Annotated in this window: 27 protein-coding genes and 1 tRNA gene; 23 read left to right on the plus strand and 5 right to left on the minus strand. The window is 39.8% G+C overall.

The annotated features are described in order from the left end of the window. Window positions 1–41 precede the first annotated feature (41 nt). From G6W45_RS01320 to efp, 4 genes are read left to right on the plus strand one after another with little or no spacing between them, the layout of a single operon-like run. Window positions 42–1,718, plus strand: coding sequence for a 30S ribosomal protein S1 (locus G6W45_RS01320; protein WP_194167268.1), 1,677 nt, complete (start codon window positions 42–44; stop codon window positions 1,716–1,718). A 59-nt stretch (window positions 1,719–1,777) separates the two neighbouring features. Continuing rightward, window positions 1,778–2,206, plus strand: coding sequence for a hypothetical protein (locus tag G6W45_RS01325; protein WP_242039019.1), 429 nt, complete (start codon window positions 1,778–1,780; stop codon window positions 2,204–2,206). Continuing rightward, window positions 2,200–3,780, plus strand: coding sequence for a phosphoglycerate dehydrogenase (gene serA / locus G6W45_RS01330; protein ID WP_223154202.1), 1,581 nt, complete (start codon window positions 2,200–2,202; stop codon window positions 3,778–3,780). The genes G6W45_RS01325 and serA overlap by 7 nt, the downstream gene beginning before the upstream one ends. A gap of 19 nt (window positions 3,781–3,799) precedes the next feature. After that, entirely contained in the window at window positions 3,800–4,366 is a 567-nt protein-coding gene (efp, locus tag G6W45_RS01335; protein WP_021090997.1) for an elongation factor P, read from the plus strand. 342 nt (window positions 4,367–4,708) lie between these two features. On the opposite strand, the gene G6W45_RS09900 is transcribed toward efp, so the two are convergent. Continuing rightward, complete coding sequence (locus G6W45_RS09900; protein ID WP_255349566.1) at window positions 4,709–4,966, minus strand: SelT/SelW/SelH family (seleno)protein; 258 nt, start codon at window positions 4,964–4,966, stop codon at window positions 4,709–4,711. Between the two features lie 84 nt (window positions 4,967–5,050). On the opposite strand from G6W45_RS09900, the gene G6W45_RS01345 reads away from it, so the two are divergent. From G6W45_RS01345 to G6W45_RS01355, 3 genes are all read left to right on the plus strand, one after another. Then, on the plus strand, window positions 5,051–5,602 hold the full coding sequence (locus tag G6W45_RS01345) for a DJ-1 family glyoxalase III (RefSeq protein ID WP_194167270.1): 552 nt from the start codon (window positions 5,051–5,053) through the stop codon (window positions 5,600–5,602). A gap of 224 nt (window positions 5,603–5,826) precedes the next feature. Continuing rightward, on the plus strand, window positions 5,827–6,072 hold the full coding sequence (gene rbp / locus G6W45_RS01350; RefSeq protein ID WP_009294719.1) for an RNA-binding regulator: 246 nt from the start codon (window positions 5,827–5,829) through the stop codon (window positions 6,070–6,072). After that, window positions 6,050–6,940: a glutamate--tRNA ligase family protein gene (locus tag G6W45_RS01355; RefSeq protein WP_194167271.1), complete on the plus strand. Its 891-nt coding sequence runs from the start codon at window positions 6,050–6,052 to the stop codon at window positions 6,938–6,940. Before rbp ends, G6W45_RS01355 begins: the two co-directional genes overlap by 23 nt. A gap of 67 nt (window positions 6,941–7,007) precedes the next feature. Here G6W45_RS01355 and sppA read toward each other — a convergent pair whose 3' ends face one another. Together sppA and mqnF are read right to left on the minus strand one after the other, a co-directional pair. Beyond that, the gene (gene sppA, locus G6W45_RS01360; protein WP_194167272.1) at window positions 7,008–7,871 is read right to left on the minus strand and encodes a signal peptide peptidase SppA; all 864 of its coding nucleotides are present in this window, start codon (window positions 7,869–7,871) and stop codon (window positions 7,008–7,010) included. Then, window positions 7,859–9,076 carry an aminofutalosine deaminase family hydrolase gene (gene mqnF / locus G6W45_RS01365; RefSeq protein ID WP_194167273.1) on the minus strand — a complete coding sequence of 406 codons (1,218 nt, stop codon included), beginning with the start codon at window positions 9,074–9,076 and terminating at the stop codon, window positions 7,859–7,861. The genes sppA and mqnF overlap by 13 nt, the downstream gene beginning before the upstream one ends. A gap of 85 nt (window positions 9,077–9,161) precedes the next feature. Between mqnF and aroQ the strand changes: the two genes are divergently transcribed. The 16 genes from aroQ to G6W45_RS09975 all read left to right on the plus strand — a co-directional run bounded on the left by aroQ (window position 9,162) and on the right by G6W45_RS09975 (window position 23,015). Then, entirely contained in the window at window positions 9,162–9,641 is a 480-nt protein-coding gene (gene aroQ / locus G6W45_RS01370; protein ID WP_004317604.1) for a type II 3-dehydroquinate dehydratase, read from the plus strand. Then, entirely contained in the window at window positions 9,638–10,663 is a 1,026-nt protein-coding gene (locus G6W45_RS01375; RefSeq protein ID WP_194167274.1) for a M24 family metallopeptidase, read from the plus strand. Before aroQ ends, G6W45_RS01375 begins: the two co-directional genes overlap by 4 nt. After that, window positions 10,660–11,136, plus strand: a complete 477-nt coding sequence (gene folK, locus G6W45_RS01380) for a 2-amino-4-hydroxy-6-hydroxymethyldihydropteridine diphosphokinase (protein WP_194167275.1) — start codon at window positions 10,660–10,662, stop codon at window positions 11,134–11,136. Before G6W45_RS01375 ends, folK begins: the two co-directional genes overlap by 4 nt. 10 nt (window positions 11,137–11,146) lie before the next feature. Continuing rightward, window positions 11,147–12,514: a flagellar biosynthesis GTPase FlhF gene (flhF, locus tag G6W45_RS01385; RefSeq protein ID WP_194167276.1), complete on the plus strand. Its 1,368-nt coding sequence runs from the start codon at window positions 11,147–11,149 to the stop codon at window positions 12,512–12,514. Continuing rightward, on the plus strand, window positions 12,507–13,373 hold the full coding sequence (locus G6W45_RS01390) for a P-loop NTPase (protein ID WP_194167277.1): 867 nt from the start codon (window positions 12,507–12,509) through the stop codon (window positions 13,371–13,373). Before flhF ends, G6W45_RS01390 begins: the two co-directional genes overlap by 8 nt. A gap of 13 nt (window positions 13,374–13,386) precedes the next feature. After that, window positions 13,387–13,731 carry a hypothetical protein gene (locus G6W45_RS01395; RefSeq protein ID WP_021090750.1) on the plus strand — a complete coding sequence of 115 codons (345 nt, stop codon included), beginning with the start codon at window positions 13,387–13,389 and terminating at the stop codon, window positions 13,729–13,731. Beyond that, on the plus strand, window positions 13,703–14,407 hold the full coding sequence (gene fliA, locus G6W45_RS01400) for an RNA polymerase sigma factor FliA (protein WP_021090868.1): 705 nt from the start codon (window positions 13,703–13,705) through the stop codon (window positions 14,405–14,407). The genes G6W45_RS01395 and fliA overlap by 29 nt, the downstream gene beginning before the upstream one ends. Then, a complete protein-coding gene (fliM, locus tag G6W45_RS01405; protein ID WP_054196277.1) occupies window positions 14,407–15,510 on the plus strand; it encodes a flagellar motor switch protein FliM in 1,104 nt (367 codons plus the stop codon). The genes fliA and fliM overlap by 1 nt, the downstream gene beginning before the upstream one ends. Continuing rightward, window positions 15,500–16,348, plus strand: coding sequence for a flagellar motor switch protein FliY (fliY, locus tag G6W45_RS01410; protein ID WP_072594737.1), 849 nt, complete (start codon window positions 15,500–15,502; stop codon window positions 16,346–16,348). Before fliM ends, fliY begins: the two co-directional genes overlap by 11 nt. Then, complete coding sequence (locus tag G6W45_RS01415) at window positions 16,348–16,941, plus strand: LOG family protein (protein ID WP_194167278.1); 594 nt, start codon at window positions 16,348–16,350, stop codon at window positions 16,939–16,941. Before fliY ends, G6W45_RS01415 begins: the two co-directional genes overlap by 1 nt. 48 nt (window positions 16,942–16,989) lie before the next feature. After that, entirely contained in the window at window positions 16,990–18,012 is a 1,023-nt protein-coding gene (gene mnmA, locus G6W45_RS01420) for a tRNA 2-thiouridine(34) synthase MnmA (protein ID WP_087576724.1), read from the plus strand. A 112-nt stretch (window positions 18,013–18,124) separates the two neighbouring features. Further along, window positions 18,125–18,199 (plus strand) — tRNA-Asn (locus tag G6W45_RS01425). Between the two features lie 333 nt (window positions 18,200–18,532). After that, complete coding sequence (locus G6W45_RS01430; protein WP_194167279.1) at window positions 18,533–18,775, plus strand: helix-turn-helix transcriptional regulator; 243 nt, start codon at window positions 18,533–18,535, stop codon at window positions 18,773–18,775. Between the two features lie 58 nt (window positions 18,776–18,833). Further along, on the plus strand, window positions 18,834–19,397 hold the full coding sequence (locus tag G6W45_RS09715; protein WP_242039020.1) for a hypothetical protein: 564 nt from the start codon (window positions 18,834–18,836) through the stop codon (window positions 19,395–19,397). Window positions 19,398–19,481: 84 nt separating this feature from the next. Then, window positions 19,482–20,513 carry a hypothetical protein gene (locus G6W45_RS09720; protein ID WP_242039021.1) on the plus strand — a complete coding sequence of 344 codons (1,032 nt, stop codon included), beginning with the start codon at window positions 19,482–19,484 and terminating at the stop codon, window positions 20,511–20,513. A 258-nt stretch (window positions 20,514–20,771) separates the two neighbouring features. After that, complete coding sequence (locus tag G6W45_RS09975; RefSeq protein ID WP_346265354.1) at window positions 20,772–23,015, plus strand: molybdopterin oxidoreductase family protein; 2,244 nt, start codon at window positions 20,772–20,774, stop codon at window positions 23,013–23,015. Window positions 23,016–23,194: 179 nt separating this feature from the next. On the opposite strand, the gene fdh3B is transcribed toward G6W45_RS09975, so the two are convergent. Continuing rightward, window positions 23,195–23,836 carry a formate dehydrogenase FDH3 subunit beta gene (gene fdh3B, locus G6W45_RS01450; protein ID WP_194167281.1) on the minus strand — a complete coding sequence of 214 codons (642 nt, stop codon included), beginning with the start codon at window positions 23,834–23,836 and terminating at the stop codon, window positions 23,195–23,197. 1 nt (window position 23,837) lies between these two features. Continuing rightward, window positions 23,838–26,648 carry a formate dehydrogenase subunit alpha gene (locus G6W45_RS01455; RefSeq protein ID WP_194167639.1) on the minus strand — a complete coding sequence of 937 codons (2,811 nt, stop codon included), beginning with the start codon at window positions 26,646–26,648 and terminating at the stop codon, window positions 23,838–23,840. Between the last annotated feature and the right edge of the window lie 2 nt (window positions 26,649–26,650).

Consider the following 26,650-nt stretch of genomic DNA (forward strand, 5'->3'; position numbering starts at 1 on the left):
CAATTTGCCTCTACTGGCATAATAAAATTTAAAGGATCAAGATGGCTGTGAACAAAAGTGTTCAATTAGGAAAAGCAAAAGACGAAGATATTGAAGATATCGATTTTGCTGCGATGTTAGAGGAGTCTTTTAAAAAGACTGAAGAAGATAGTGACGCAAAGATCGTCAGTATCAATGGCGATGAAGTTTTAATTGATGTTGGCAAGAAGTCAGAAGGCATTTTAAATGTTTCTGAAATCACTGACGCAAACGGAAACCTGACGCATAAAGTTGGCGATACGATCAAAGTTGTTATAACTGGATCAAGAAATGGAAGACCTATAGTATCGCATAAAAAAGCGCTTAGAAAAGAGAAAGTTAAAGCTTTCATCGAAGCTTACGATCCTGAAAGTTCTGATGAAATCGAAGTAAAAGTAGTCGGAAAAAATAAAGGTGGTTTTATCGCTCAAGACGCAAATGGCGTAGAATTTTTCTTGCCAAGAACGCACAGCGGATTTAAAAATGCTGAGGGCGTAGTTGGAAAATCATACAAAGTAAGAGTTATAAAAGTAGATAAAGAAGAGAATAGCATCGTTGTTTCAAGAAAGAAAATTTTAGATGACGACCGTAAAAAACGCAAAGAAGCCCTATCAAGCATAGTAGAAAACGATAATGTTATAGAGGGTACAGTTAAGAAAATCACAACTTATGGTATGTTTGTTGATGTTGGCGGAGTAGATGGACTTGTGCATTACAGCGAGATAAGCTATAAGGGCCCAGTAAATCCTAGCTCACTATATAAAGAAGGCGATAAAGTTTTGGTTAAAGTTATCAGCTATGACAACGAAAAACGCCACTTGTCTTTATCTATCAAGGCAGCTACTCCAGATCCTTGGGAAGAGATCATAAATGATGGACTAGAGGTTGGTGACACTATCAAAGTTACAGTTAGTAATATCGAGCCTTATGGCGCATTTGTTGATCTTGGAAATGATATTGAAGGATTTTTACATATATCTGAAATTTCATGGGACAAAAATATCAAAAATCCAAAAGATCACATCAATGAAGGCCAAGAGATTGATGTTGAGGTTATTGAGATAGATGCTAAAGGACACCGCCTAAGAGTAAGCCTTAAAAATTTACTTCCAAAGCCATTTGATGAGTTTAAGGCAAAACACAAAGAGAGTGACGTAGTAAAAGGTGTTGTGACAACTATCACAAATTTTGGTGCATTTGTTAGAGTGGGTTGCGTTGAGGGCTTGTTGCATAACGAAGACGCATCTTGGGATAGAAACGATAAATGCAAAGACATGTTTAAAGCTGGTGACGAGCTTGAAGTAAAAATCATCAAAATCGATAGCGCTGAACAAAAAGTTTCACTCAGCCTAAAAGATCTAAAACAAAGTCCAGTTCAAGCATTTGCTGATAAATTTAATGTGGGCGATATCGTAAAAGGAACAATTCGCGATATTAAAGACTTTGGCGTGTTTGTAGAGCTTGGTGATAACGTTGATGCGCTGATCCGTAAAGAAGATCTAGGTAGTGTAGACGTTAGTATACTTAAGATCGGTGATGAGATCGAAGCAGCTATCGCATTTATCGATGAGAAGAAAAATAGAATTCGCCTTAGCATACGCCGTTTAGCAAAACAAAAAGAGCGTGAAGTGTTAAATGAGATCAATGATAACGATGATAAAGTAACACTTGGCGATATTATAAAAGAACAATTACTTTAGTTTAAATGGGCAGACGCGTACTTTTATTAGTAGTTGTCCTGCTATTTGTAATATTGGGTTTGGTTGGAATTTCTCTTGTTAAATTTGCAAGTGTAAATTTCAGCCAAATATCTGAAGAAAATATCACAAATGAGCAAAATTTAACCAAAAGCACGACCAGCAATATTAACTGGATGAGTGAGCTAGCAACTATTAGAAAAAGAGATTATGTGCTGCCTGTAAATGAAATTTTTATAGAATACAACCGACCCAAAATAGAAAAACCAAAGATTACTGCATATGAGCTTTTGATAGATAAAAATGATATCTATTCAATGTTTTGTTTGATGCAGACTTTAAGAAAAAGTGAGGTCGATTTTACTGTTGTAAAAGATGGTGCAAAAAGCCAGATATTTTTAAATACTCAAGACTCTAAACTTCTACAAAATATCATTTTAGAACTAAGAGTTTATGATATCCACTCAAGTGTGAGAGAGGTAAAATTATGAAAACTATCATTGTTTGCGATGCAATACATCCAGTAGGTTTTGAACTTTTAAAAAAAGAGCAAGATATAAACGTAATAGACGCAGTTAATACTCCCAAAGATGAACTTTTAAAAATTTTAGGCGAGGCGGATGTTGCTATAACAAGAAGCTCAACTGAAGTAAACGAGGCCTTTTTAAACGCTGGTAAAAAACTAAAAGCTATCGTTAGAGCTGGTGTTGGTGTAGATAATGTCGATATAGAAGGATGCTCAAGGCGTGGCATAATAGCTATGAACGTTCCAACTGCAAACACTATTGCCGCGGTCGAGCTGACAATGGCGCATATGCTAGCTTCAGCTAGATCTCTTGAATACGCTCATAATGATCTAAAGCTAGATAGAATCTGGAAGCGTGAGAAGTGGTATGGGGTTGAGCTTTTTAAGAAAAAGCTTGGTGTGATCGGCTTTGGAAATATTGGCTCGAGAGTAGCTGTTCGTGCAAAAGCTTTTGGTATGGAGATCATCGCTTATGATCCATATATTGACCCATCTAAAGTTATCGATATGGGCGGTACTTATACTAAAAATTTTGATGATATTTTAGCATGTGATTTTATCACGATACATACGCCAAAAACTAAAGAGACGACCAATATGATAGGCGCTAAAGAGATCGCAAAAATGAAAGATGGCGTAAGACTTATAAACTGCGCTAGAGGCGGTCTTTATAACGAAGAAGCACTTTATGAAGGACTAAAAAGTGGCAAGATAGCATTTGCTGGTATTGATGTTTTTACAAGAGAGCCAGCAACTGATCATCCACTTCTTGATCTAAACAATGTAAGCGTCACCCCACACCTTGGAGCAAATACGCTTGAATCGCAGCGAAATATCGCAGTTGAGGCAGTCGAGCAAGCTATTTTAGCGGCTCGTGGCATAAGCTATCCAAATGCGTTAAATTTACCTATAAAAACAGAAGATCTACCACCATTTGTTGAGCCTTATATCGATCTTACAAGCAAGATGGCATTTCTTGCTGCACAGATAAATAAAAGCGTTATCAAGGCCATTCGTATCGAGACTCACGGCCAGATTAGCGAATATGCAAATTCAATGCTAACTTTTGCAATCGTGGGAGCTTTAAAAGAGAGTCTTGGTGATGCGATAAATTACGTGAATGCTAAATTTTTATGCGATGAAAAAGGTATAGTGACCGAAACTAGTCTTGGCGGAGATAGTATTTTTAAAAATAAAATCACCGTTCGCTTAACTACTGAAAATGGCATTGTAACCGTAGGTGGAACGGTGTTTGGTGAAAATCAGCAACGTATTGTAACGATAAATGGTTTTAAGACCGACTTTAAGCCAAAAGGTAAGATGATCATCTTTAAAAACCATGACGTGCCAGGCGTTATTGCTCAAATCAGTAAAATTTTAGCTGACGAGAAGATAAACATTGCAGACTTCCGCCTTGGTAGAGATGATCACAATATGGCACTTGCTGTCATTTTGGTTGATGAACATATAAAAGCAGAAACGTTAGAGAGACTAAACGCACTTGAAGCTTGTGTTTGGGCTCAATACGCAGTTATATAAAATTTTGAAAGGATAAAAAATGGCTTCATATTCAATGGGCGATCTAAAAAAAGGGCTAAAGATCGAGATCGATGGTGTTCCTTATAAAATCGTAGAATATCAACACGTTAAACCGGGCAAAGGTGCAGCTTTTGTTCGTGCAAAAATCAAATCTTTTATCGATGGAAAAGTGCTTGAAAAGACTTTTCATGCAGGTGATAAATGCGAGCAACCACATCTTGAAGAAAAAGAGATGCAGTATCTTTATGATGATGGTGAGTATTGTCAGTTTATGGATACGGTTACTTATGAGCAAGTTGCTATTAGCGATGAGGATGTGGGTGATGTTAAAAAATGGATGATCGATGGCATGATGGTTGAAATTTTATTTCACAATGGCAATGCAATCGGCGTTGAAGTACCACAAGTAGTTGAGCTAAAGATAGTTGAGACTCCACCAAATTTCAAGGGCGATACGCAAGGCGGTAAAAAGCCAGCTACTCTTGAGAGTGGTGCGGTAGTTCAGATACCATTTCACGTACTAGAAGGCGAGGTTATCCGTGTGGATACTGTTCGCGGCGAGTATATCGAGCGTGCAAATAAATAAAGCAGCTTAATCTTTCTTACTAAATTTACGTTTAGTAAGCCTAATGCTTAGCTAAAGTCACTATTTAAAAAGTATTGGCTTTAGCAAAAACTTCATTTCTACATTGTAAAATTTCAAACAGTGTTAGCTTAGAATACACAAAATTTTATATTTTATAAAAATCCAAATATAGCCAAATATCGGCTCATAAAATATTTAAAAATTAAAAAATATATAAAAAAATGAAAATTCTTAGCGAGATAGGCTAACGCTTTAACTATAAAATTTTTACATTAAGGTAGTAGAGCAGTAAAGTCAAAATTAGGTAAAAAACGAGACGGTTTCCCGTCTCGGTAGCTAGCATTAAGCCGACTTTTCTTTGAGATATTTGTTTATAAGAGTTGTGATCTCTTCACCGTGAGGAAATCTCGCTTCATCATTTCCGATGCGATCTTTCTTAGAAAATATAACATCTCCATCAACCTCGACGATGAAATTTCCACCATCACCTATAACCTTTTCGACTCTTGCATCACTAAAGTTCGCTTTTATTTCATCTTCTACACGAGAAGCTACCGGACGATAGTTTCAAGAGTTGCAGTAAATAATTTTTACTTGCATGCTCTGTCCTTTCTTGTGAAATAAGCCAACATTATATAGAATTTTACTTAACAAATAAAACATATTACTTGAAAGGATAATTTTATGAAAAAAGTTGCTGTGATTTTAGCTGATGGATTTGAGGAGATAGAAGCACTAACTTCTGTTGATGTTTTACGTAGAGCTGGAGTGATAGCTTCTATTGTTGGGCTAAATGACGTAAATATCAAAGGGTGTCACAATATATGCGTAAAAGCCGACGTAACACTTCGCGAGATGAAAGAGCTAGACTATGATGCGATCGTCCTTCCTGGTGGACTTCCAGGAGCTAGCAATCTAGCAAGCGATACAAGGCTCAAAGCAATTTTGCAAAATTTTGATAAAAGCAATAAGCTTATTTGTGCCATTTGTGCTGCTCCTATGGTGCTTGAGAGTGCTAGTGTGCTAAAAGATCATTTTGTTTGTTATCCAGGATTTGAAGAAAATGTAAGAAGTGATAAAAGGGGCTACGTGAGCGATAAAAACGTGCTAAAAGATCAAAACATCATCACAGGAAAGGGTCCTGCATTTTCAATGGAATTTGCACTTTTTATAGTTAAAAATTTACTTGGCGATGAAGCGTATCTTAAAGTAAAGAATGATTTACTTTATAAATAGCTTATAAAGATAAAATAGTTTTTTATTTAATTATTCTTTTTAAACTTAAGATTAGATTTTGTTTAGTGATAGTTGTAAAAACTCTATATATACGACTTTGTAGCTTTTAAGAATATTTTTCAGAAAAGTGTAATAAATTTTTTGATTTTTTACATCTTTTTGACGAAAATTAGCTATTATCACATTAACCGAATAAATCGGTAATTTTTTTAAGGAACACTCCTGTGAATATTTATGTAGGAAATTTGTCGTATAGAACGACAGAGGCAGAATTAAAGGAAGCCTTTGCGCAATTTGGTGAAGTAAGGCGAGCAAAAATAGTAAAAGATAGAGAAACTGATCGCTCAAAAGGCTTTGGCTTTGTTGAAATGGACGATGCAAATGAGGGACAAAAGGCTATAGACGCGCTAAATGAAAAAGAACTAGGCGGACGTACTTTAAGGGTAAATGAGGCTAGACCAAGGGATTAATGACTATTTGCCACCAAACGGTGGCATAGCATCCCGCATAGCTCCTACACCTAGTGGATTTTTGCATGCTGGCAATGCTTACAACTTCATCCTAACTTATCTTTTGACACGTTCGGTAAGTGGCGTTTTGCACTTACGTATTGATGATTATGATCTTAGCAGGTATCGGCAAGAATTTGTTCAAAATATCTTTAATGTTTTAGATTTTTTGGAAATTGATTACGATAAAGGTCCAATTAGCGTAAGTGACTTTGAGTGTAATTTTAGCTTTAAAGTAAGAGCTAAAAGATACAAAGATGTACTTGAAAAACTAGATGAAATTTATATCTGCGAATGTTCTAGAACTACAAAGAATGCCTATGAAAATGGAATTTACACTAAAATTTGTAAAAATAAAAATCTAAAATTTATAAAAGACAAGACTGCCATTAGACTAAGCGTGGATGAGGGCGATCCTCTTGGTAAGCTTGTGGCAGAGCAAATGGGCGATTTTGTGATTTATAAAAAAGATTTTACGCCAGCTTACAACCTAGCAAGCGTGATAGATGACGAGGATATGGGTATAAATTTGGTTGTTAGAGGTGAGGATTTAAAGGCTTGCACGCTAGCTCAAAGATACCTTGCAAAAAGGCTAAATTTTAACTTTTATGATGCTAATTTTATTCATCATAAGCTACTTTTAAAAGATGGCAAAAAGCTCTCAAAAAGCTCAAAATCACCGCCAATTAATCTAAAAGATAGCCCGCAAATTTATTACAAAATTTTAGCAAATGATCTTGGGCTGGACATCAAATCAACAGATAAAATTTCAAATCTACTTTACGAGTTTAAGCTAAAAAATATTGCAAAATTTTGGCATTTGACTTGACTAAAAGAATTTATTTAAACTCTTTTAGTCTATTGTTTGATGCTTAAATTTATAAATTTTTGAAAAATTATCTAAGCTTTGTCTCAAAAAATGCACTAAAAAGCGATTTTATACCTTGCTTTGTAAATTTCTCCATTATCTTTTCGAGCTGCGGTTTTTCTTGCCAGATGGGCTCATCTACGAGGCTCATTTTTGCTAGCTCATTTTGAGCATCTATGTAGCTACCAAGGCTATCAATTAGCCCCATTTTTAGGGCATTATGAGCTAAAAAGACCCTTGCATTTGCCCATTCATCTTTTTTCTTGATATCTAAATTTCTAGCCTCTGCCACGTCGCTTACAAATAGCATGTAAGCATCATTTACGAGCCCTTGCAAGCTCTCACGCTCTTGCTTGCTCCAGCTCCTCATAAAGGTGCCAGCCTCTTTAAACTCGCCAGCCTTCACCACCTGCTCGCTCACGCCTAAATTTTTGGCTAAATTTTCGATGTTTGCCCCTTGCATGATGACGCCGATCGAGCCTATGAAAGCACCTGGGTTTGCAATGATAGTACCAGCATTTACGCCAGCGTAGTAGCTGCCACTCGCCATGTTTCCAGCTGCGTATGCGAGCACTTTTTTACTCTCTTTTAGTCGCTTGACCGCCATGGCTAGCTCCACGCTTGGACTTAGCGCACCGCCTGGGCTATCGATATAGAGCAGCACGCCTTTGATGTTGCTATCCAGCCTTGCTTTTTCGAGTGCATCTAAAATTTCACTAGTATCTACTATGGTGCCGGTGATGTCTATGCAGACTAAATTTGGCTCTTTCATCTTGCTATCTGGCGCAAATACGAAAAATAAGATGAGTAGAAATATGAGTGCCTTAAAGTAGTTATTGATAAATTTAAAAATTCCCAAAATTCCTCTAAAAATAAGCCTTAAAATTTGCAAATTTTGCCTCCGATATATAGTTTTTTAGCTTCATTTGTATGAAGTATGAGCTGAAGTATTAGCTCGCTATCATCGCACTCTAGGTCGCTATAGACGGCAAGATCAGCCGCGCGTCCTGCCTTTATCTCACCGTTATTTGTCCTAAGTGCCTTTGCGCCCCCATGCGTTGCAGCGACAAAAAGCCTAGTGGCAAGCTCGTTTAGATCAAGGCTAGCGTGGGTAAATAAAGCAGCTCTTAGCTCATGCCAAAAATTTAGGCTGATATTTGAGCTAAGGCCGTCTGTGCCGATATTTAAGCTGATATCATTTTTAAAAATTTCTTTTAAATTTAGCGCCTTTTTGCCAAGTAGTCTGTTTGAAACGGCGCAGTGTGTTACGCTGTGATGAGGCCTAAATTTAGCAAAATCGCTCACATAAACGCAGTGCGTAAAGAGTGTATTTATCTCACGAAACATCGCAAAATAGCCCTCTTTATCATACATAGGCTTTGGATTTGGGTTAAATCTTAAAAGATGTTTTTTAAAGCCGCCAGTACCACGCTCTAGCCACTGCTTTTCGGCATTGCTCTCTAAAAAGTGCGTGCTAACTAGCAAGCTATCTTTTTTGGCTATCTCAAGGGCAGCTTTGGCGAGCTTTGGATGCACAGAATAGGGCGAGTGCAGTGAGATGGCTGGGGTAAAATTTTTACTTTTATATCCTTTTACTTTCTCAAATTTAGCTAAGAAATTTTGCAAATTTTGCTGAACCATTTGCTCGCTTGAGCCTAAAATTTCACTAAAAAGTACGACTTTTAGAGGGCTAGCGGCTAAAATTTCAAGCTCCGAGCCAAAACTAGAAATCTCACCAACGGTGCAAACTCCGCTTTTTAGCAGCGAATTTATGGCTTCATTCATCGCCTTTTTGGCGTCCATTTTGACTAGTTCGTTTCCTTTATCGACGATAGAGCCAAGCCATTTTATGAAGTCGCCGTACTTTAGGGTGCTGACGTTTGAGCTAAACTCTAAATGAACATGTGTATTTACAAAGGCTGGGGCGATCACACTATCACCAAAGTCACAAATTTTCGCCTCTTTAAATTTCTCAACCGCTGCTTTTTCGCTTAAAATTTCTAAAATTTTATCATTTTCAATGACAAGACAAGAATTTCTTAAAATTTTTGGATTTTCTCCGCCAGTGATTATTTTTTTTGCTTTTAAAATTTCCACATTTGAGCCTTAAATTTTTGTTATTGTAGCGAAAATTTAGGAACAAAAATGTATAATTTGGGCTATTTAATCAAAAAGGAGTGACATGGATAAGAAGCTAAAAATAATGGTTATCCAAGGCCCAAATATCAACATGCTTGGCGCTAGAGAGCCAGGAATTTACGGCGTTATGAAGATGGAGGATATCCACTCTCAAATGAAGATCGTTGCTGATCAAAATGACGTTGAGATCGAGTTTTTTCAAAGCAACCTTGAGGGCGAGCTAGTCGATAAGATCCAAGAGTGCTTGGGCGATGCTGATGGCATTATCATAAACCCAGCCGCTTACACTCACACTTCTATTGCTATCCGTGACGCGCTAAGTGCGGTTGCGCTGCCAGTTATCGAGGTGCATATCAGCAACGTTTATAGAAGAGAAGAGTTCCGCCACAAAAGCCTCATCGCACCAGTTGCAGCAGGCCAGATCGTGGGCTTTGGACCAGTTGGCTATCATTTGGCAATGATAGGTATGCTTCAAATTTTTGAGCAAATTAAAGCAGTAAGAGCAAATCAAAAAGCACAATGAATTTCATCTTAAAGGACGAAAACGCCGTATTTTACGAGTGCGGTTATAGCTGCGATAATGAGTTTTTGCTATGCCTTGATGGCGTAAAATACTTTTTCACGGATGCGAGGTATTATTTCGAGGCAAAAAGCTGCGTAAATGCTGGCGTAGTCGTTCTTTTAGCACAGAGAAATTTAATAAGCGAGGTTAGGGCGTTTTTAAGAAAGATGAAGCCAAGCAGCCTTGTTTTTAACCCTGATGAGCTAAGTCTAAGCGAATTTAACGCACTTAGCAAGGGATTTAAGATAAATTTCAAGCCAAAGGCAAATTTCTCCAGGTTAAAGAGAATTTGCAAAAGTGAAGATGAGATAAAAATTTTAAAAAAGGCTAGTGAATTTGGAGCTAAATGCTTTGATGAATTTGCTAAATTTGTGCGTGAAAATGGCGAAGGGATGAGCGAAAAAGAGCTTCATTTTAACGCCTCGCTCATCTTTAGGCAAAAAAATGAACTAGGTCTTAGCTTTGATCCGATCGTAGCGATAAATGAAAATGCCGCAAAGGCACATGCGCTACCTGGGGATAAAATTTTAAAAAAGGGCGATTTGCTGCTACTTGACGCTGGGGTTAAATTTAAGCGTTACTGCTCTGATCGCACTAGAACTGCTTGCTTTGATGAAAATTTTAACTTCTCAAAGGAGCAAAAATTTAAAAACGCCAAGATGCAAGAAATTTATGAGATCGTAAAAGAGGCTCAGGCTGCTGCGATAAAGGTCGCTAGAGCTGGTGTTAGGGCGTGCGAGATAGACCTTGCAGCAAGAAACGTGATAGCAAAAGCTGGATATGAAAAGGCCTTTTTTCACTCGACAGGACACGGCGTGGGTGTCGATATACACGAGCTTCCTGTCATCTCAGCAAGGAGCGAAACGCTCATAAAAGAGGGTATGGTCTTTAGCGTGGAGCCTGGAATTTATCTAGAAAATGAATTTGGTGTGCGCATCGAGGACGTGGTGGTCGCAAGAGAAGGTGGGTGCGAAATTTTATGAGGCTAGCTGGAGCAAGAAAGATTGTAAAAAGCCGTTTTTGCCCTAGTTTTTTTCAAAAAAGAGATGAGTTTAAGTATGAGGCGCTAGTTGGCATGGGTGGCAACATCGGTGATAGCGCAAAGAGGTTTGATAAATTTATAAGAGCAGTTAGTGAAGATAGGCGTTTTCACGTAGTTGAAGTCTCGCCGATCCTTATAAATGCGGCGTTTGGTTATGAAGCGCAGGATGATTTTAGTAACGCTGTTATAAATTTACAAACCTCTATGAGCCCTAGAAATTTACTAAAAATTTTAGGGCATTATGAGAGTAAATTTAAGCGCGTGAGGACATTTAAAAATGCGCCACGCACGCTTGATTTGGACATTTTGTATTTTAGTAAAAAAGTCTATAAGACGCCGCGCCTTATCGTCCCGCACCCAGGAGCTGATAAGAGGTTTAGCGTGATCGTGCCACTAGGGCTTATGAGAGGTTAAAAGGATATAAATGGCTACAAAATTTCATACTTTTACGGGCGAGAGCACCATTGAGGCCTTGAAAAAGGCTCAAGAAACGTGCGGTGAAAAAGCCATACTTGTTACAACAAAGCAAATTCAAGCCAAAACGATAAATAAAAAGCCGCTTTATGAAATTTTAGTAAGCGTCGAAGAAGACGACGTGAAGCAACCCCCAAAACCAAATACAAAAGCCATAAATTATGAAAATGCCTACTCTAAATTTAATAAAAACTATGAGCCTACTAAGCCAAAATTTGAGATAAAAGAAGAGCCGGCTAAATTTGAGGCAAAGACAGCATCACCCGAGCCTTACGATCCAAACGAGAGCGTGCTTTTAAATATCTCAGCTGCTGCAAAAGAGATAAGCACGATCGCAAATGTAAATATCGATGACGTCAAAGATAAAGAGTCAAGCATACCAAACGGTATGAATAAAAAAATAGACGATGTGGCAAAGCAAGTAAGCGTGCTAAGCGAGAAAATAGGGCTCATAACTGACATGATCTGGGACGAGAAAGCCCCAAATCGCAATAATCTTGCGATCCCGCCAGAGTTTGCTAGCATCTACAAGCTCGCAAAACAAAGCGGCATGAAAGAGGAGCATTTAGAGGCTATCATGCAAACGACGCTTGAAAATTTACCAGTTTCGATGAAGAGCAATCCAACTGCTGTAAAGAGATATTTCTACTCACTTTTACGCAATATGCTACCTTGCAGAAAAGAGCCAAGCGATAAAAAACAACGTATCATGATGCTAGTTGGTCCAACTGGAGTTGGTAAGACGACGACTCTTGCAAAGCTAGCTGCTCGTTTTGCTTACGGCAATGAAAAGCGCTATAAAACAGGTATCATCACGCTTGATACATATCGTATTGGAGCGGTTGAGCAGCTATTTCAATACGCTAAAATGATGAAGCTACCTATTCTAGATGTTATCGAGATAGATGACTTTCAAAATGCTATCAAACAGCTTAATTATTGTGATGTGATACTTATTGATACGACTGGAAATTCGCAGTATGACAAAGAAAAGCTTGAAAGGCTTGATAAATTTTTAAAGCATAGCGGTGCAAAGATCGATGTAAATTTAGTCCTCTCAGCTGGCTCAAAGGTTGAAGATCTAATAGAAATTTATAATGGGTTTTCATTTTTGGACATCGACACACTTATAATAACCAAATTCGATGAGACAAAAATTTTTGGCAATGTCTTTTCGCTGATATATGAAACAAATACGCCAGTTAGCTACTTTAGCGTGGGCCAAGAGGTGCCTGATGATCTTGTGGAGGCAAAGAGCGAATTTTTAGTAGAGTGCGTGTTTGACGGCTTTACAAAGCAAAAGGCTAGCGATGAATAATCAAGCGCAAAAATTACAAAATTTAGTCCAGTCTCAAACTAAGAGTAAAAATACGCATTTTATTGCGATTACTAGCGGTAAAGGCGGCGTTGGCAAGAGTACGATAAGTGCAAATTTAGCAAATGTTTTATCAAAAAATGGTTACAAAGTAGGGCTTTTTGATGCTGATATCGGCCTTGCAAACCTTGATGTCATCTTAAATGTAAAAATGGATAAAAATTTACTTCATGTGCTAAAAGGCGAGTGCAGCCTAAAAGACATCTTGATACCTATAAATAAAAATTTGATCCTCATCCCTGGCGAAAGCGGTGATGAAATTTTAAAATTTAACAATCAATTTTTATTTGAGAGGTTTTTGGATGAGGCGAGCGAGCTTGATGAGCTTGATTTTTTGATTATTGACACCGGAGCTGGCATAGGTGGTAGCACGCAGCTGTTTTTAGAAGCGGCTGATGAGGTTGTAGTGGTGACCGTGCCTGATCCTGCGGCGATAACTGATGCATACGCTGTCATAAAGATCGTCTCAAGGTTTAAAAATAGCGAGCTTTTGCTTTTAAATATGGTAAAAAATGAGGCAGAGGCAACTAGAATTTATGAAAATATCAAACGCGTTGCTAATGCAAATATCGGGCCTAGCTTAAATTTAGAGCTTATAGGATTTGTAGCTTCTGATAAGAATGTTTCAAGAAGTATAAAGCAACGAACGCTTTTTACAGACGATGCTGCTTATGCTGAGCCTAGTGCTCAGATAAAACAAATAGCTTCGAATTTGCTTTATAGGTTGGAACGAAAAGTGCTTGACGATGAGCAAAGCAGGAGCTTTGGGGGCTTCTTTAAGCGTTTGATAGAACAATTTTGATGGAGATTGAGCTTTGCGTGCAGAAAATTTTATAGCATTTTTTACGGTTTGTGGTTTTTTTGTAGGTATAGTTTTTACCTTGCTAAAGGTGAGTGAGCCTATCGAAATGCTTGTTTATACACTAGTTATTACTTTGTTTTTTTATCTTATAATTCACATTGTTATAATGAACTACATCGATGTGAAAAGGGCTTTAACTAAAATTTTTGACAAACAAAAACACGAAGAGATCGCAGACTATCTCATCTCTGAGCTAAATACTAGAGAAAAGCGTATGGAAAATATAATGGTAAAAATGACTGCTGAAAATTTTGATTCTGGTAAACGAAATGCACGAGTTAAAGCAAAAGCAGCTTAACGCTTATAAAAACACGATAAAAAAGGAACAAGACGAAATCGTCTTAAAATATATGCCAGCACTGCGTGCAATGGCGTTTAGGCTTAAAGAGAGGTTGCCATCAAGCATAGATACAAACGACCTAATAAGCATTGGTGTTGAAGAGATGATAAAGCTTAGCAGGAAGTATGACAAGGAGCAAAATGACTCTTTTTGGGGTTATGGCAAAAAGAGAATTTATGGCTCTATGCTTGATTATCTAAGGACGCTTGATGTTGTCAGTAGAAGCGATAGAAAACTCGTAAAGAGCATAAATAGTGAGATAGATAACTATTTTAATGAATTTGAAGAAGAGCCAAGTGATGAGTATTTGGCCGAAAAGCTTAATGAAGATATTGAGAAGATAAGAGAGGCAAGAGGCGTTAGCGGTATCATTACTATTTTGCCAATAGACGAGCAAATGGAGCTAATTGGTCAAAATGATGTCGAGAAAAGCATTGAGAGAGAGGATCTCATTTTAAAAATAGAAGAAGCTTTAAAAGATTTTGACGAAAGAGATCAGATGTTGGTTCAGCTTTATTATTATGAAGAGCTAAATTTAAAAGAGATAAGCCAGATCATGAATATCAGCGAGAGTAGAATTTCACAAATTCATAAACGTTTGCTTGATCGTATTAGGCGTAGCTTGGGGGTTTAATGGCTGATATTTTAAGTCAAGAAGAGATAGACGCGCTACTTGAAGTTGTCGATGAAGACGGCGATACGAGTAATATCGAGGTCGAAGAGAGATCGCAAGGCGAACAAAAACAGATTATTATTTATGATTTTAAGCGTCCAAACCGCGTTAGTAAAGAGCAACTCCGTGCGATAAAAGGCATTCATGATAAGCTTGCTAGAAATTTAGCTAGTCAAATTTCTAGTGTTATGAGAAGTATCGTCGAGATCAGACTTCACAGTGTTGATCAAATGACTTATGGCGAATTTTTGATGAGTTTGCCAAGCCCAACTAGTTTCAATGTATTTTCTATAAAGCCGCTTGATGGAAACTGTGTTTTGGAGATAAATCCAAGCATTGCTTTTCCGATGATAGATCGTTTGCTTGGCGGAACTGGTGAAAATTTTGAAGCAAATAGAGAGCTAACCGACATCGAAGTAAATTTGCTTGATGCGGTGCTTAGAATGATCATGCAGCGTCTAAAAGAGAGCTGGTCGATGATAACTGATATGTATCCAAATGTGGAAGCTAAAGAGAGCAGTCCAAATGTCGTACAGATCGTCTCTCAAAACGAGATCGTCATCATGGTCGTTATGGAGATCATAGTTGGTGGCTCAAGCGGTATGATAAATTTATGCTATCCAGTCATCTACCTTGAACCGATACTCTCACGCCTTGCAAACAGGGACATTATGCTTGGCGAAACAAGTGCAAAAAAAAGTAGAAACAAAGAGCTAAAAACACTTATCGGACGAGCAGAAATTTTATATGAAGCCATACTTGGCAAATCGATCATCAGCGTAAATGAGTTTTTAAATTTAAAAGAAGGCGATATTTTAAGGCTTGATAGAGGAGCTGATGATAAGGCGATCGTTTGTATCGATAAAAAAGAAGTTTTCTTAGCTGAAGTTGGGCTTCATAGATTTAGAAAATCTATAAGGATTGAGCAATTAATACGCTCTGATAAAGACGAGATCAAAAATATCTTAGAAAAATACGAAGAAGAGCGAAAAGCAAAGCTGATGGCGTATGAAGCTAATGAGCGCAAAATGGAAGAAGAAGAGGACGACGAAGATGATGAATGATTTTTTTAATATATTTTCTAATGAATTAAAAGCTACTATCGAAGGACTTACGGGCAGAGCTCCTGAGGTTGGTGAAAGAAATGAATTTGACGCACCAACACAAAATGGCATAAAGCCGCCGGTAGTGATGGCCAATATCTCTTTAAGTGGTGATATCAATGCTAAAACAGAGATAGTATGCACTCCAGTTTTAATAAGTGCCATTAGCGAATGGATGATGGGCGAAGAGGAAATTTCAAAGAATGAAAATTTAGGCAGTGATGAGCTTGACGCCGCAAAAGAGATATTTTCAAATCTTTTTAGTGCTTTTAGTACATCTTTGGGTGCTCAAAAGGGCATGCCAAAGATAAATTTTGAAGTAATAAATGTAAATTTTTTAGATGAAAATTCTTCGCTTGATTTTAGTGTTTATGAAAAGCTATTTTTATTTAATGTCAAAATCGAAGATCTAAGTGAGCATATCGGTTTTGCTTGCGATCATTCGCTGATGAAATTTTTTGAGCCAACAAAGACCGAAGCACCAGCTGCACCAGCGAGCACTCCTCACGTAGCTAAGGGCGATTTTAGCGCTGAAGAGATGAGAAATATCGGGCTTATAATGGATGTTAGGCTACCTATTCGTGTTCGTATCGGCTCAAAAAGAATGCTTTTAAAAGATGTGCTTACCATGGATATTGGCTCAGTTATCGAGTTAAATCAATTAGCAAACGATCCGCTTGAAATTTTGATCGGTGATAAGGTTATAGCACTTGGCGAAGTGGTAATAATAGACGGAAACTTTGGCATCCAGATCACTCAGATAGGCTCAAAACGCGAGAGGCTTCAACAGTTAAAATAATGAATAATGAATTAGTTAGTGATCTTTTAAATTTTCCAAACGTCTTAAAATATAAAAATAAAAATGTTACCTTCTTTGGCTCGGCTAGATTTGATGAAGAAAATTTCTACTGCAAAAAGGCTTATGAACTAGCTTATAAGCTAAACGAGCTAGGATATGCCATCTTAACTGGTGGCGGGGATGGTATAATGAGAGCCGCAAACAAGGGCGCGTTTGACAGTGCAAAGTCGCCAAGTATAGCCTTAAATGTGAGGCTTCCATTTGAACAAAATACAAATCCTTACGTCACAGCAAAATATCTCTTTTCAAATTTAAGCCCAAGAAAATTTGCACTTACCGATCGTTCAGTCGCATTTGTCGTCTTTCCGGGCGGCTTTGGCACTCTTGATGAACTTTTTGAAATTTTAGTACTTGCTCAAGTTGGTAGCAAAAAAGTAAAAATTTTTCTTTTTGGGAGCGAGTTTTGGCAAGGGCTTGATGAGTTTATAAAAAATACACTAGTTAGCCAAAAAACAATAAAAAAAGAAGATATAAATTTATACAAAATCACCGATGATTTAGAGCTTATTGTAGATGAAATTTTGACTATTTAAAAATAAGATATAAAATATCCGCTTTTAAATTTCAAAGAGGTAAAAAATATGAAAATAATGGTCGCAATGAGCGGTGGTGTAGATAGCACTATGACGGCTAAATTTCTGCAAGAAGCCGGTCATGAAGTGCAAGGTTGCTATATGATGCTACATCAAAAGCCAGGATATCACGAAGAAAATATCAGGAAAGTAAAAAAAGTAGGCGAGTATCTTGGCATAAAGGTGCATATTTTGGATCTGCAGGATAAATTTAACGAGTTTGTCTATGATCCTTTTGTGAAGCTCTATAAAGAGGGCAAGACGCCAAATCCTTGTGCTTTGTGCAATAAATTTATAAAACTGGGTGCGTTGCTTGATTTTGCAAAGGCAAATGGCTGTGAGAAGCTTGCTACTGGGCATTATGTGCAAGTTATTGATGGATTTATCACATGTGCAAAAGATCCTAGCAAGGATCAAAGCTACTTTTTAGCCCAAGTGCCAAAAGAGATATTAAAAGATGTTATTTTCCCGCTTGGGGATAAATTTAAAAAAGATATAAAAGAGCTTGCAAGAAGTGTAAAAGTGCTTGAAGAATTTGCTACGCAGGCAGAAAGTAGTGAAATTTGCTTTGTGGAAGATACTTATATCGAAGTTTTAAATAAGCATTACAATACAAATTTACCAGGAAACGTAGTTGATAAAGACGGTAAAATAATCGGCCGTCACCAAGGCTATATGCACTATACTATCGGTAAGCGCCGTGGTTTTGAGGTTTTTGGTGCTCATGAGCCACATTTTGTTATAAAGATAAATGCCGATAAAAACGAGATCGTTGTAGGAACAAAAGATGACTTAGCTCAAAAGGTAGTCGAGCTTGAAAACGTAAATTTATTTATAGATAAAGATAAATTTGAGTGCGAAACTAAGATAAGATATAGAAGCCCTAAACTTGATGCTTTTGTTGAGGTTGATAAAGAGAATAAAACAGCGAAACTAACGCTAAATCAAAATGCACTTGGTGTGGCACAAGGTCAGCTTTGTGTTATGTATGATGGCGATAAGGTTATTGCAAGTGGATTTATAAAAGGCTAGTTTTAGCCTTTTATAAAAATTTATTGGACTCTGCGTAATTTTTTATAAATTAAGCTAAAATTTATTGACAAAACATATCTTTTCGTCTATAATACGAGCTCTTTTGAAGTGTTCCGGATTAGCTCAGCGGTAGAGTAGGTGACTGTTAATCACTTGGTCGCTGGTTCGAACCCAGCATCCGGAGCCATTTATATTCAAAAATCCTTTTAAAACCCCGATTTTTACAATGTTTCAAGAGCTTTAAGTTTTCTTAGTTTTATAAAATTTGTTTCCTATTTGTTCCCGAAATTTTTTAATATTCCAATTTCTCGCCATGTTTTCTAAGTCAATCTAAGATGCTTTATTTTTGTTTTTAAAAACAAGAAAACATTTTTTATCCTAAATTACTCTAAAATACCCTAAGGAATCATAGGGTATTAAAAATTTTTCAAAAACTATCCAAAAACTACTCAAAATAGCAAGAGTAAATGAAAAGTACATATAATTAGTTATATAAGAATAAGCATAAGGAGAAAATGGGATGCTTAACGAACTATATAACGATGTAGAGTACAAAACGCTTCTTGAGCACATATCTAGCCAATATAAAGGAAAGGTAGTTCTAGACAGAAAGCAAACCGCAGGGGTTCTTGGCATCGGCGTATCTACTCTTGATCTTCGTATATCGCAGGGCAGAGATATTCCGCGTTATATAAAGATGGGAGATGCAAAGAATTCTCGCATAGCGTTTGCGATAACGGACATTGCGACTTATATTTTTTAAAAAAGGGTTAAAACATGCTCTTAATTTCTATAGTAGATAATAAAGAAAAGGACTAAAAATGAGTGATGCTCTTCAAATAGGCGGACACAGCCTAGTTCTTTGTGTAAGAAGCGAATTCTTGACGCTCAAAAAGGCTATTATAAGGTATGAGCACAATGTTAGAGAGGTTAAGCACGCCTCTAAGATCGGATATCTTAGAGGCAACAGCCGTAATAATAGATACATAGTGCTTAGCGAATATAACGATAACGGCAATATGCGAGAGATGCCTAATAGCGATAGGGAATTTAGCGATAGAAAGTATATAAAAGCACTCTTGAAAAAATACCACGAAAAAATGAAGGCCGACTACGAAGCCCAAACTAAAATCTATAAAAACGGCAAGGTGGTAAAGAATCGTTGGCGAGAAAATATGGTCGGGTTTTCCGAAATAGTCATAAGTTTCGGCACCGATCGGAATAAAGAATCCAAAGAAGGGCTAAATAAAACCGAAGTAAATTTTATCAACGCTCAGGTCTCGCTCGACAGAGTTAGAAGATTTGCAAACGATTATTGCGCTAAATACGGCGTTAAATGCCTGCTAATCGCTGAGCACAACGATGAGAAAACTAAGCATTATTAGCTTATTTTTACGAATTACCAATTTGAAAACCATAAAAATCTTAGGTTTAACGGCAAGGGCGAAACGCTAAAATTTGGCAGAAGTATGCAAGAAATGGGAGAGGCGGCGTTTAAGGGCATAGCATTGCGCGGCGAGCTAGGCTCTAAGATGAGGCATAAAAATATAAAACAAATGCACAAAACCAAAAAAGAATATAGTAATGAGCAAAAGTTTAAAAATAAAATTAGACAATCCATAGTCGATGAAGCAAGAAAGTATATAAAAAAGAAAGAGTCTATGTTCGGCAAAGACTATTTGAGATTGGAAATCGAGGACGATAAGACTTTTATAACGAGTCTTACGAATTTAGTATTAGATCAAATGCAAAATAATATAAGTATAGTTACCGACGTAGAACTAAAACAAAGGGTTTACGAGCTAACGAATCAACTAATAAACAAGGGTGAGATAATTGCAAAAAATAACGAGCTGGATCAATCCAATGAAAATCTAATCCAAGAAAATAAAAATCTAAAAGAGATTAACGCGAACCTAAACAATCAAGACAATATTATAAAAGATAGGAATTTGCAAATAAGCAACCTCTCGGCCGAGCTAATCCAAAAAGAAGATGAAAACAATAAATTAAAAAGCCGATTAGAAAATATTGAAGCTGATATAGAGCAAATAGATAAACTAAAACAAAAAGCCGACCAAAGCGATGCCCTACAAAGCAAGCTCGAAGAAGCTAATACAGATCTAGAAAGCAAAGAAAAAACAAATCAGTCTTTGAAACAAAGAAACGAAGAGCTGGAGGCGTCGTTAAGTAACGAGAATGCCTTAAAGGAAGACAATGAAAGCAAGCTACTACAAATCGTTAAACTACAAACTTCTATAAATGGCAAAGTTCAAAGAATATCTGAGCTAGAAGAAGAAGTAAAAGTTAAAGACGAAAGGATAGAAAATTTACAGGATAAGTTAACTATATTAGAAAGCTTTAAAACGAAGGTTATTAATTTTATCTCAAAAATAAGCAATTTAATACCGAATTTTAGTAAGCTACTGGATGATGAGCCTACAGAGATAAAAAATGAGATAAAAGGCAAAGTATACAGTAGGGATGGGATAGAGATATAAGCAAGTTATCGGTAGCGAGAAATCTTTAATAGATTATTATAGAGTAGTACCGGTAGGACAAATTTTATCAAAATGACCAATATGTGATTTTGCTTTCAAAATACGATTTTAAAGACAAATTTAGCCAAAAGAGTAATATGCTAAATTTGCATATTACTTAAATAATTCTTAAAAAAATATACTAATTTTAAAACTAAATTTACATTTGCAGTTGTATAATAATCTCATAATTTTCAGTAATACCAGAAAGGATCAAAAATGGAAGAGATCGTAAAGACCACCTGTCCATATTGCGGTACGGGCTGCGGCATCGATCTTATCGTGCGAAACGGTAGAATCGTAGACGCCAAACCTAGCAAAGACCACCACGTAAACGACGGCGAGCTTTGCTTAAAAGGAATGTTCGGATGGGAGTTTGTAAACTCTCCTAAACGCTTAAGCCGACCGATGATGAGAAAGCTAAACGGCGTCTATGACAAGCGCGGCGAGCTTGAAGAAGTGAGTTTTGAGGAGGTCTATGATTTCCTCGCGGATAAATTTAAATCCACCGTTGCAAAATACGGCCCAAGCTCGATCATGGGCTTTAGCTCCGCGCGCTCAAATAACGAAGACAACTATGTTTTCCAGAAATTTTTCCGCGCCCAGGGCAGCAACAACGTCGATCACTGCGCCCGTCTTTGACACGCTCCTACAGTGGCAGGTCTTGCCAGCACGCTAGGAAACGGAACGATGACTAATGATTTGGTCGAATTTGCGACCGATACGGACGTATTTTTACTCATCGGTACCAACACGAGCGAGTGCCACCCGATCATCGCTATGCAGATGCAGCGCGGCCTTCAGCGAGGTGCCAAGATGATCGTCGTAGATCCAAAGCGCACCGATATGGCCAAAAAAGCCGATATTTTCTTGCAAATTCCGATCGGAGCGAATATCAAAACGCTAAATACGATGATGCACGTCATAATCGCCGAAAATTTGCAAGATAGCGAATTTATCGAGAAGTACTCCGAGGGATTTGAATATCTAAAAGAAGCGGTTAGGGACTTTACGCCTGAGCGTTTCGAGCACGAAACCGGTATAAAAAAAGAGCTCATCATAGAGGCAGCTAGGATGTATGCTAAAGCAGGCGCGGCGGCGATTTGCTACACGATGGGTATCACGCAGTTTAGCGACGGCACGTCAAACGTCTTTTCGCTATCAAATTTAGCCGTTTTAACGGGAAATTTAGGCAAAAAGGGCGCGGGCGTAAATCCTCTGCGCGGTCAAAACAACGTCCAAGGCGCATGCGACATGGGCGCGCTGCCTAACGTCATCCCGGCAGGCGCGGTAAACAGCCCTTACGCGCAGGAGCAAGCGCGCAAAGTATGGCACTTTGAGCTAAATCCTGTTCCGGGCTTTAAGCTAACGCAAGCACCCGATAAAATGGATAGCGGTGAGTTAAAAGTACTCTACGTCTACGGCGAAAACCCCGTAATGAGCGACCCTTGGACCGAGCACTTCGTCCACGCCGTGCACCATCTAGACTGCTTTATCGTGCAGGATCTTTTCTTTACCGAGAGCGCGCACAAGGCCGATGTGGTGCTACCTGCCGCGGGCTGGGGCGAGAAGGACGGAACCTTTATCAACACCTCTCGCCGCGTCCAACGCACTCGCAAAGCTAGCGAGCCCGTTAACGGCGTGGAGCCTGATTGGAAGGTCGTTTGCAACATCGCAAACCGCATGGGACTAGAGGGATTTGACTTTGCGAGCCCTGAGCAAATTTGGAACGAGCTAAGGGAGCTTATGCCTAAATTTTTCGGCGGTATCAGCTACTATAGACTAGGCAAACTAGGCGGTATCAGCTGGCCGTGCCCAGACGAGGAGCATCCGGGTACGCCGGTGCTTTACGCAGATCACAAGTCCATGCTGCCTGGCGGTAAATTCCGCTTCGCGCCGGTACTTTACGTAGACGATAAAGGGGAGCGCGCTAAAGCCGAGGCCGAATTTAGAGCCAAGATGAATATCCCGGACGGCTACCCCGTCGGTAGCGGCGCGCTTAGCGAAGTGCCCGACGAGGTATATCCGTGCCTATTTACGACCGGACGCAAGGTCTATCACTACCACACGGGTACTATGACTAGAGAGTGTCCGGCTCTTGAATACGGTGCTGGCATCGAGGGCGCGCTCATAGAGGTGAGTCCCGATATCGCTCGCGAGAGGGAGCTAGAGGAGGGCTGCTACGCGCTCGTACAAAACAAACGCGGCCAGATCGCGGCCAAACTACGCGTAAATCCGGATCTAAAAGAAGGCACGATATTTACGACCTTCCACTATAGCGAGGCCGACGGTAACGAGCTAGCAAACGCCAGCGATCCCGATCCGCTCTCAGGCATCACGCCGCTAAAGATGACGATAGCAAACATCAGGCGTCTAAGCGAAGAGGAATTTATCAAATTTAGAGAGCAAAACGAGATGTCGATGCACTCGGCAAATCCGTATTTATCGCCTGTTAGAGCGTAAATTTAGGGCGGGAGACCGCCCTTTTTCTACTTAAATTTATCCACTTTTATTTTAAATTTACCAGCATTTAAATTTGACGAACTATCCATAGAAGCATGAGTTAAATTCGACGCAGCCAAACCGCGTAAAATTTGATGAGATTACTCGCCCCCGCAATCTCGGCAAGAGCGAGCTAAATTTTAAGATTTTATTTTAAGCCTATCGCCAGCATAGTAGGCGAGCTTCCAAGTCAGAGTTTGCTTTAGGTCTTTAAAGCCGTAGCCGCGTGCCTTGACCCTATCGCCGTAGATCTTCTCTATCATTGCAGATTCGCCTACTAGCAGCGCCTTTGTCGAGCACATTGCGGCACAAACCGGCACTTTGCCTTCGGAAATTCTATCCTGGCCGTACTCTTCGCGCTCGGCTTCGCTATTTGTCGGTAGCGGACCGCCTGCACACATCGTGCACTTATCCATCGAGCCTTTGGCGCCGAACACTCCATCGCGCGGGAACTGAGGCGCGCCGAACGGACACGCGTATAGGCAGTATCCGCAGCCGATGCAGATATCTTTGTCGTGTAGCACTACGCCGTCGGCTCTGATATAAAAACAATCAACCGGGCAAACCAGCGAGCACGGAGCGTCCTCGCAGTGCATGCAGGCTATCGAGGTTGATATTTCCTTACCGGGTATGCCTTCGTTTAGCGTGATGACGCGGCGGCGGCGGATACCTAGAGGCAGCTCGTGAGCCTCGTCGCAAGCCACCGCACAGCCGTTACAGTCGATACATCTATCGTCGTCGCAGTAAAATTTAAGTCTATTGTTATCGTTAAATTCGCTCATTTTACGCCTTTTCTATGCGGCATAGACCGCTTTTGGTTTCAGGAATCTGAGTGTTTATATCATATCCATAGTTAGTGACGGTATTTGCGCTCTCGCCTACCGCATAAGGCTTGGTGCCTTCCGGGAAATTACCCGTCATATCAACGCCTTGCATATAACCCGCATAATGAAACGGCATAAAGATGGTGTCGGGTTTAACGGACGGTACTACTCTGGCGCGCACCTTAACCTTGGTACCTTCAGGCGAATGAACCCAGATGAAATCCCAGTTTTTAATGCCGTGTTTAGCCGCAAGTTCAGGGTGGATATCCGCAAACATCTCAGGCGTCAAGCGGCTTAGATACATACTAGCTCTCGTCTCCATGCCCGCGCCGCTAAAATTTACGAGGCGAGCCGTCGTGAGGATAATAGGAAATTCTTTTGAGTAGTCCTTTGCTAGCTGGACGGATTTAAATTTTGTATCGACGCGGTTTTGAAGTTTCTTATCCTCAAAGCTCGGATACTTCTCCGCTAGATCAAATCTAGGCGTATGCAGCGGCTCTCTGTGAAGAGGAATTTGATCCGCAAAAGTCCAAACGATCGTCCTAGCTCGCGCGTTACCGTACGGAGCGATGTTTTTCTCCATGCATTTTTTAGCGATGATATTACTATCGTCATGTATCCAGCTGCCGCCTATTTTAGCCTTTTCATCCTCGGTTAGCGTGATGCCTAGCACCTTTTCGATGTTATCTTTTTTGATCTCCGGATATCCGCCTTTGACAAACGAATCTACGGGCGCGCTACCGTCTGCGGCTAATTGGCTAACTCCGTTATGCTCTAAGCCGAAGCGGTTTCTAAAACCCATACCGCCTTGCCTAACGGACTTGTTTATATCGTAAAGTATCGGGCTGCCCGGATGATCCTCCGTCCAGCACGGCCACGGCAAGCCGTAGTATTCGCCTTCGACTACGGTGCCCGGTTTTCCTAGACTTGTTTTTTCGTCAAATTTATCCCAGTTTTCTTGGTGCTTTTTGAGCCTTTCCGGAGTCCAGCCCGTCATGCCGATAGTTTTTATTATATTTGCGATCTCGCGCGTAGCGACCTCAGGCCACTCGATCTTACCTTCGGCGTCTCTGATCGTGCGCGTTAGCTCGTCATAGTAGCCTAGCCTTTTGGCAAGCTCAAATAAAATTTCGTGATCGGGCATACTCTCAAAGAGAGGCTCTACGACCTGGCTTCTCCACTGGCCGCTGCGGTTTGTCGCTACGACCGTACCGCTGGTTTCAAACTGCGTCGCCGCAGGCAGTATGTAGACGTCGTCTTTTTTGTCAGTTATCACGCCGGCATCGTTTACGAAAGGATCTACCAGCACTAAAAGCTCAAGCGCATCTAGGCCTTCTTTTACTTTTACTTGTTGCGCGGTTGATGTGATACCGTTGCCGATTACCACTAAGGCTTTTATACTGTCGCCGGCATTATCTACGGCTTCGTTGCCGTTTTTACCGTCAAGCACGCCCGCCCACCATTTTGATAGCGTAAATCCGGGCTTAAACATCATTTCAGGCTTAACGAAATTCTTTTGGAGCCATTCAAAATCGACCTTCCACATCTTAGCGAAGTATTTCCAGTTGGCCTCGTTTTTTGGATAGTATCCGGGTAACTCGGTCGGCAAATTCGCCATATCCGTCGCACCCTGAACGTTGTCGTGACCGCGCAGGATATTACAGCCTCCGCCCGATACGCCCATATTTCCCAGTACTAGTTGCAAGATCGGAGCTATACGAGTGTTTGAGCTGCCTATGGTGTGCTGAGTTAGACCCATCGCCCAAACGACCGATCCCGGGCGGTTTTTAGCGTAAACTTCGGTTATTTCAAGAAGCGTCTCTTTTTTTATCCCGCAAACATCGGCTACGACTTCGGGCGTCCATTTGGCAGCCTCTTGGCGGATCAGATCCATACCGTAGACGCGGTCGTTTATAAATTCCTTATCTTCCCAGCCGTTTTGAAAGATGATATTCATCATGCCGTACATAAAAGGTATATCCGTGCCGGTGCGAATTTGAGCGAAATAATCAGCCTTAGCAGCAGTTCTCGTATATCTTGGATCGACCACGATCAGCTTCGCGCCGTTATTTTCCTTCGCTTTTAAAAAATGCCTAAAGCCAACCGGGTGATTTACCGCCGGATTTGCGCCCACTATAAAGATAGACTTCGCGTTTTGGATATCTCCAAGATGATTTGTCATAGCTCCGTAACCCCAAGTATTCGCCACACCGGCGACTGTAGAGCTGTGTCAAAGACGGGCTTGGTGATCTAGGTTATTAGTCCCGAACATCGCTACGAATTTGCTTATATAATAGCTTTGTTCGTTGCAATCTTTTGCAGAGCCTAGAAACATCACTTGTTCAGGGTTTTTCTCGCGATACGCTTTTAATTTGGCGCCGATCTCGTCAAGCGCGTCTTTGTAGCTGATGCGTTTCCATTTGCCGCCTACTTTTTTCATCGGGTATTTCACGCGGCAGTGAGAGCGCACCATATCGATGACGTCGCTGCCCTTACAGCAGTGGCCGCCCGCGCTTACCGGGTGATCTTGGGCTACTTCTTGGCGTACCCAAACGCCGTTTTCTACCTCGGCGCGCACTCCGCATCCAACGGAGCAAACCGTACAAACGGTTTTTACGATTTTAGAGTTTGGAAACGGATTTGCCATCTCTTCTTTTGTGGCGCTTCTAGTTACGCCGCTAGCAGCCAGCTCGCTCATGCCGCCCGCTACGCCTGCTAGCGCGGCCATTTTTAAAAACGATCTTCGCCCGACTGCGTTTGAGTGGGGCATAA

The organism is Campylobacter concisus, from assembly GCF_015229955.1.
Taxonomy (GTDB): domain Bacteria; phylum Campylobacterota; class Campylobacteria; order Campylobacterales; family Campylobacteraceae; genus Campylobacter_A; species Campylobacter_A concisus_AT.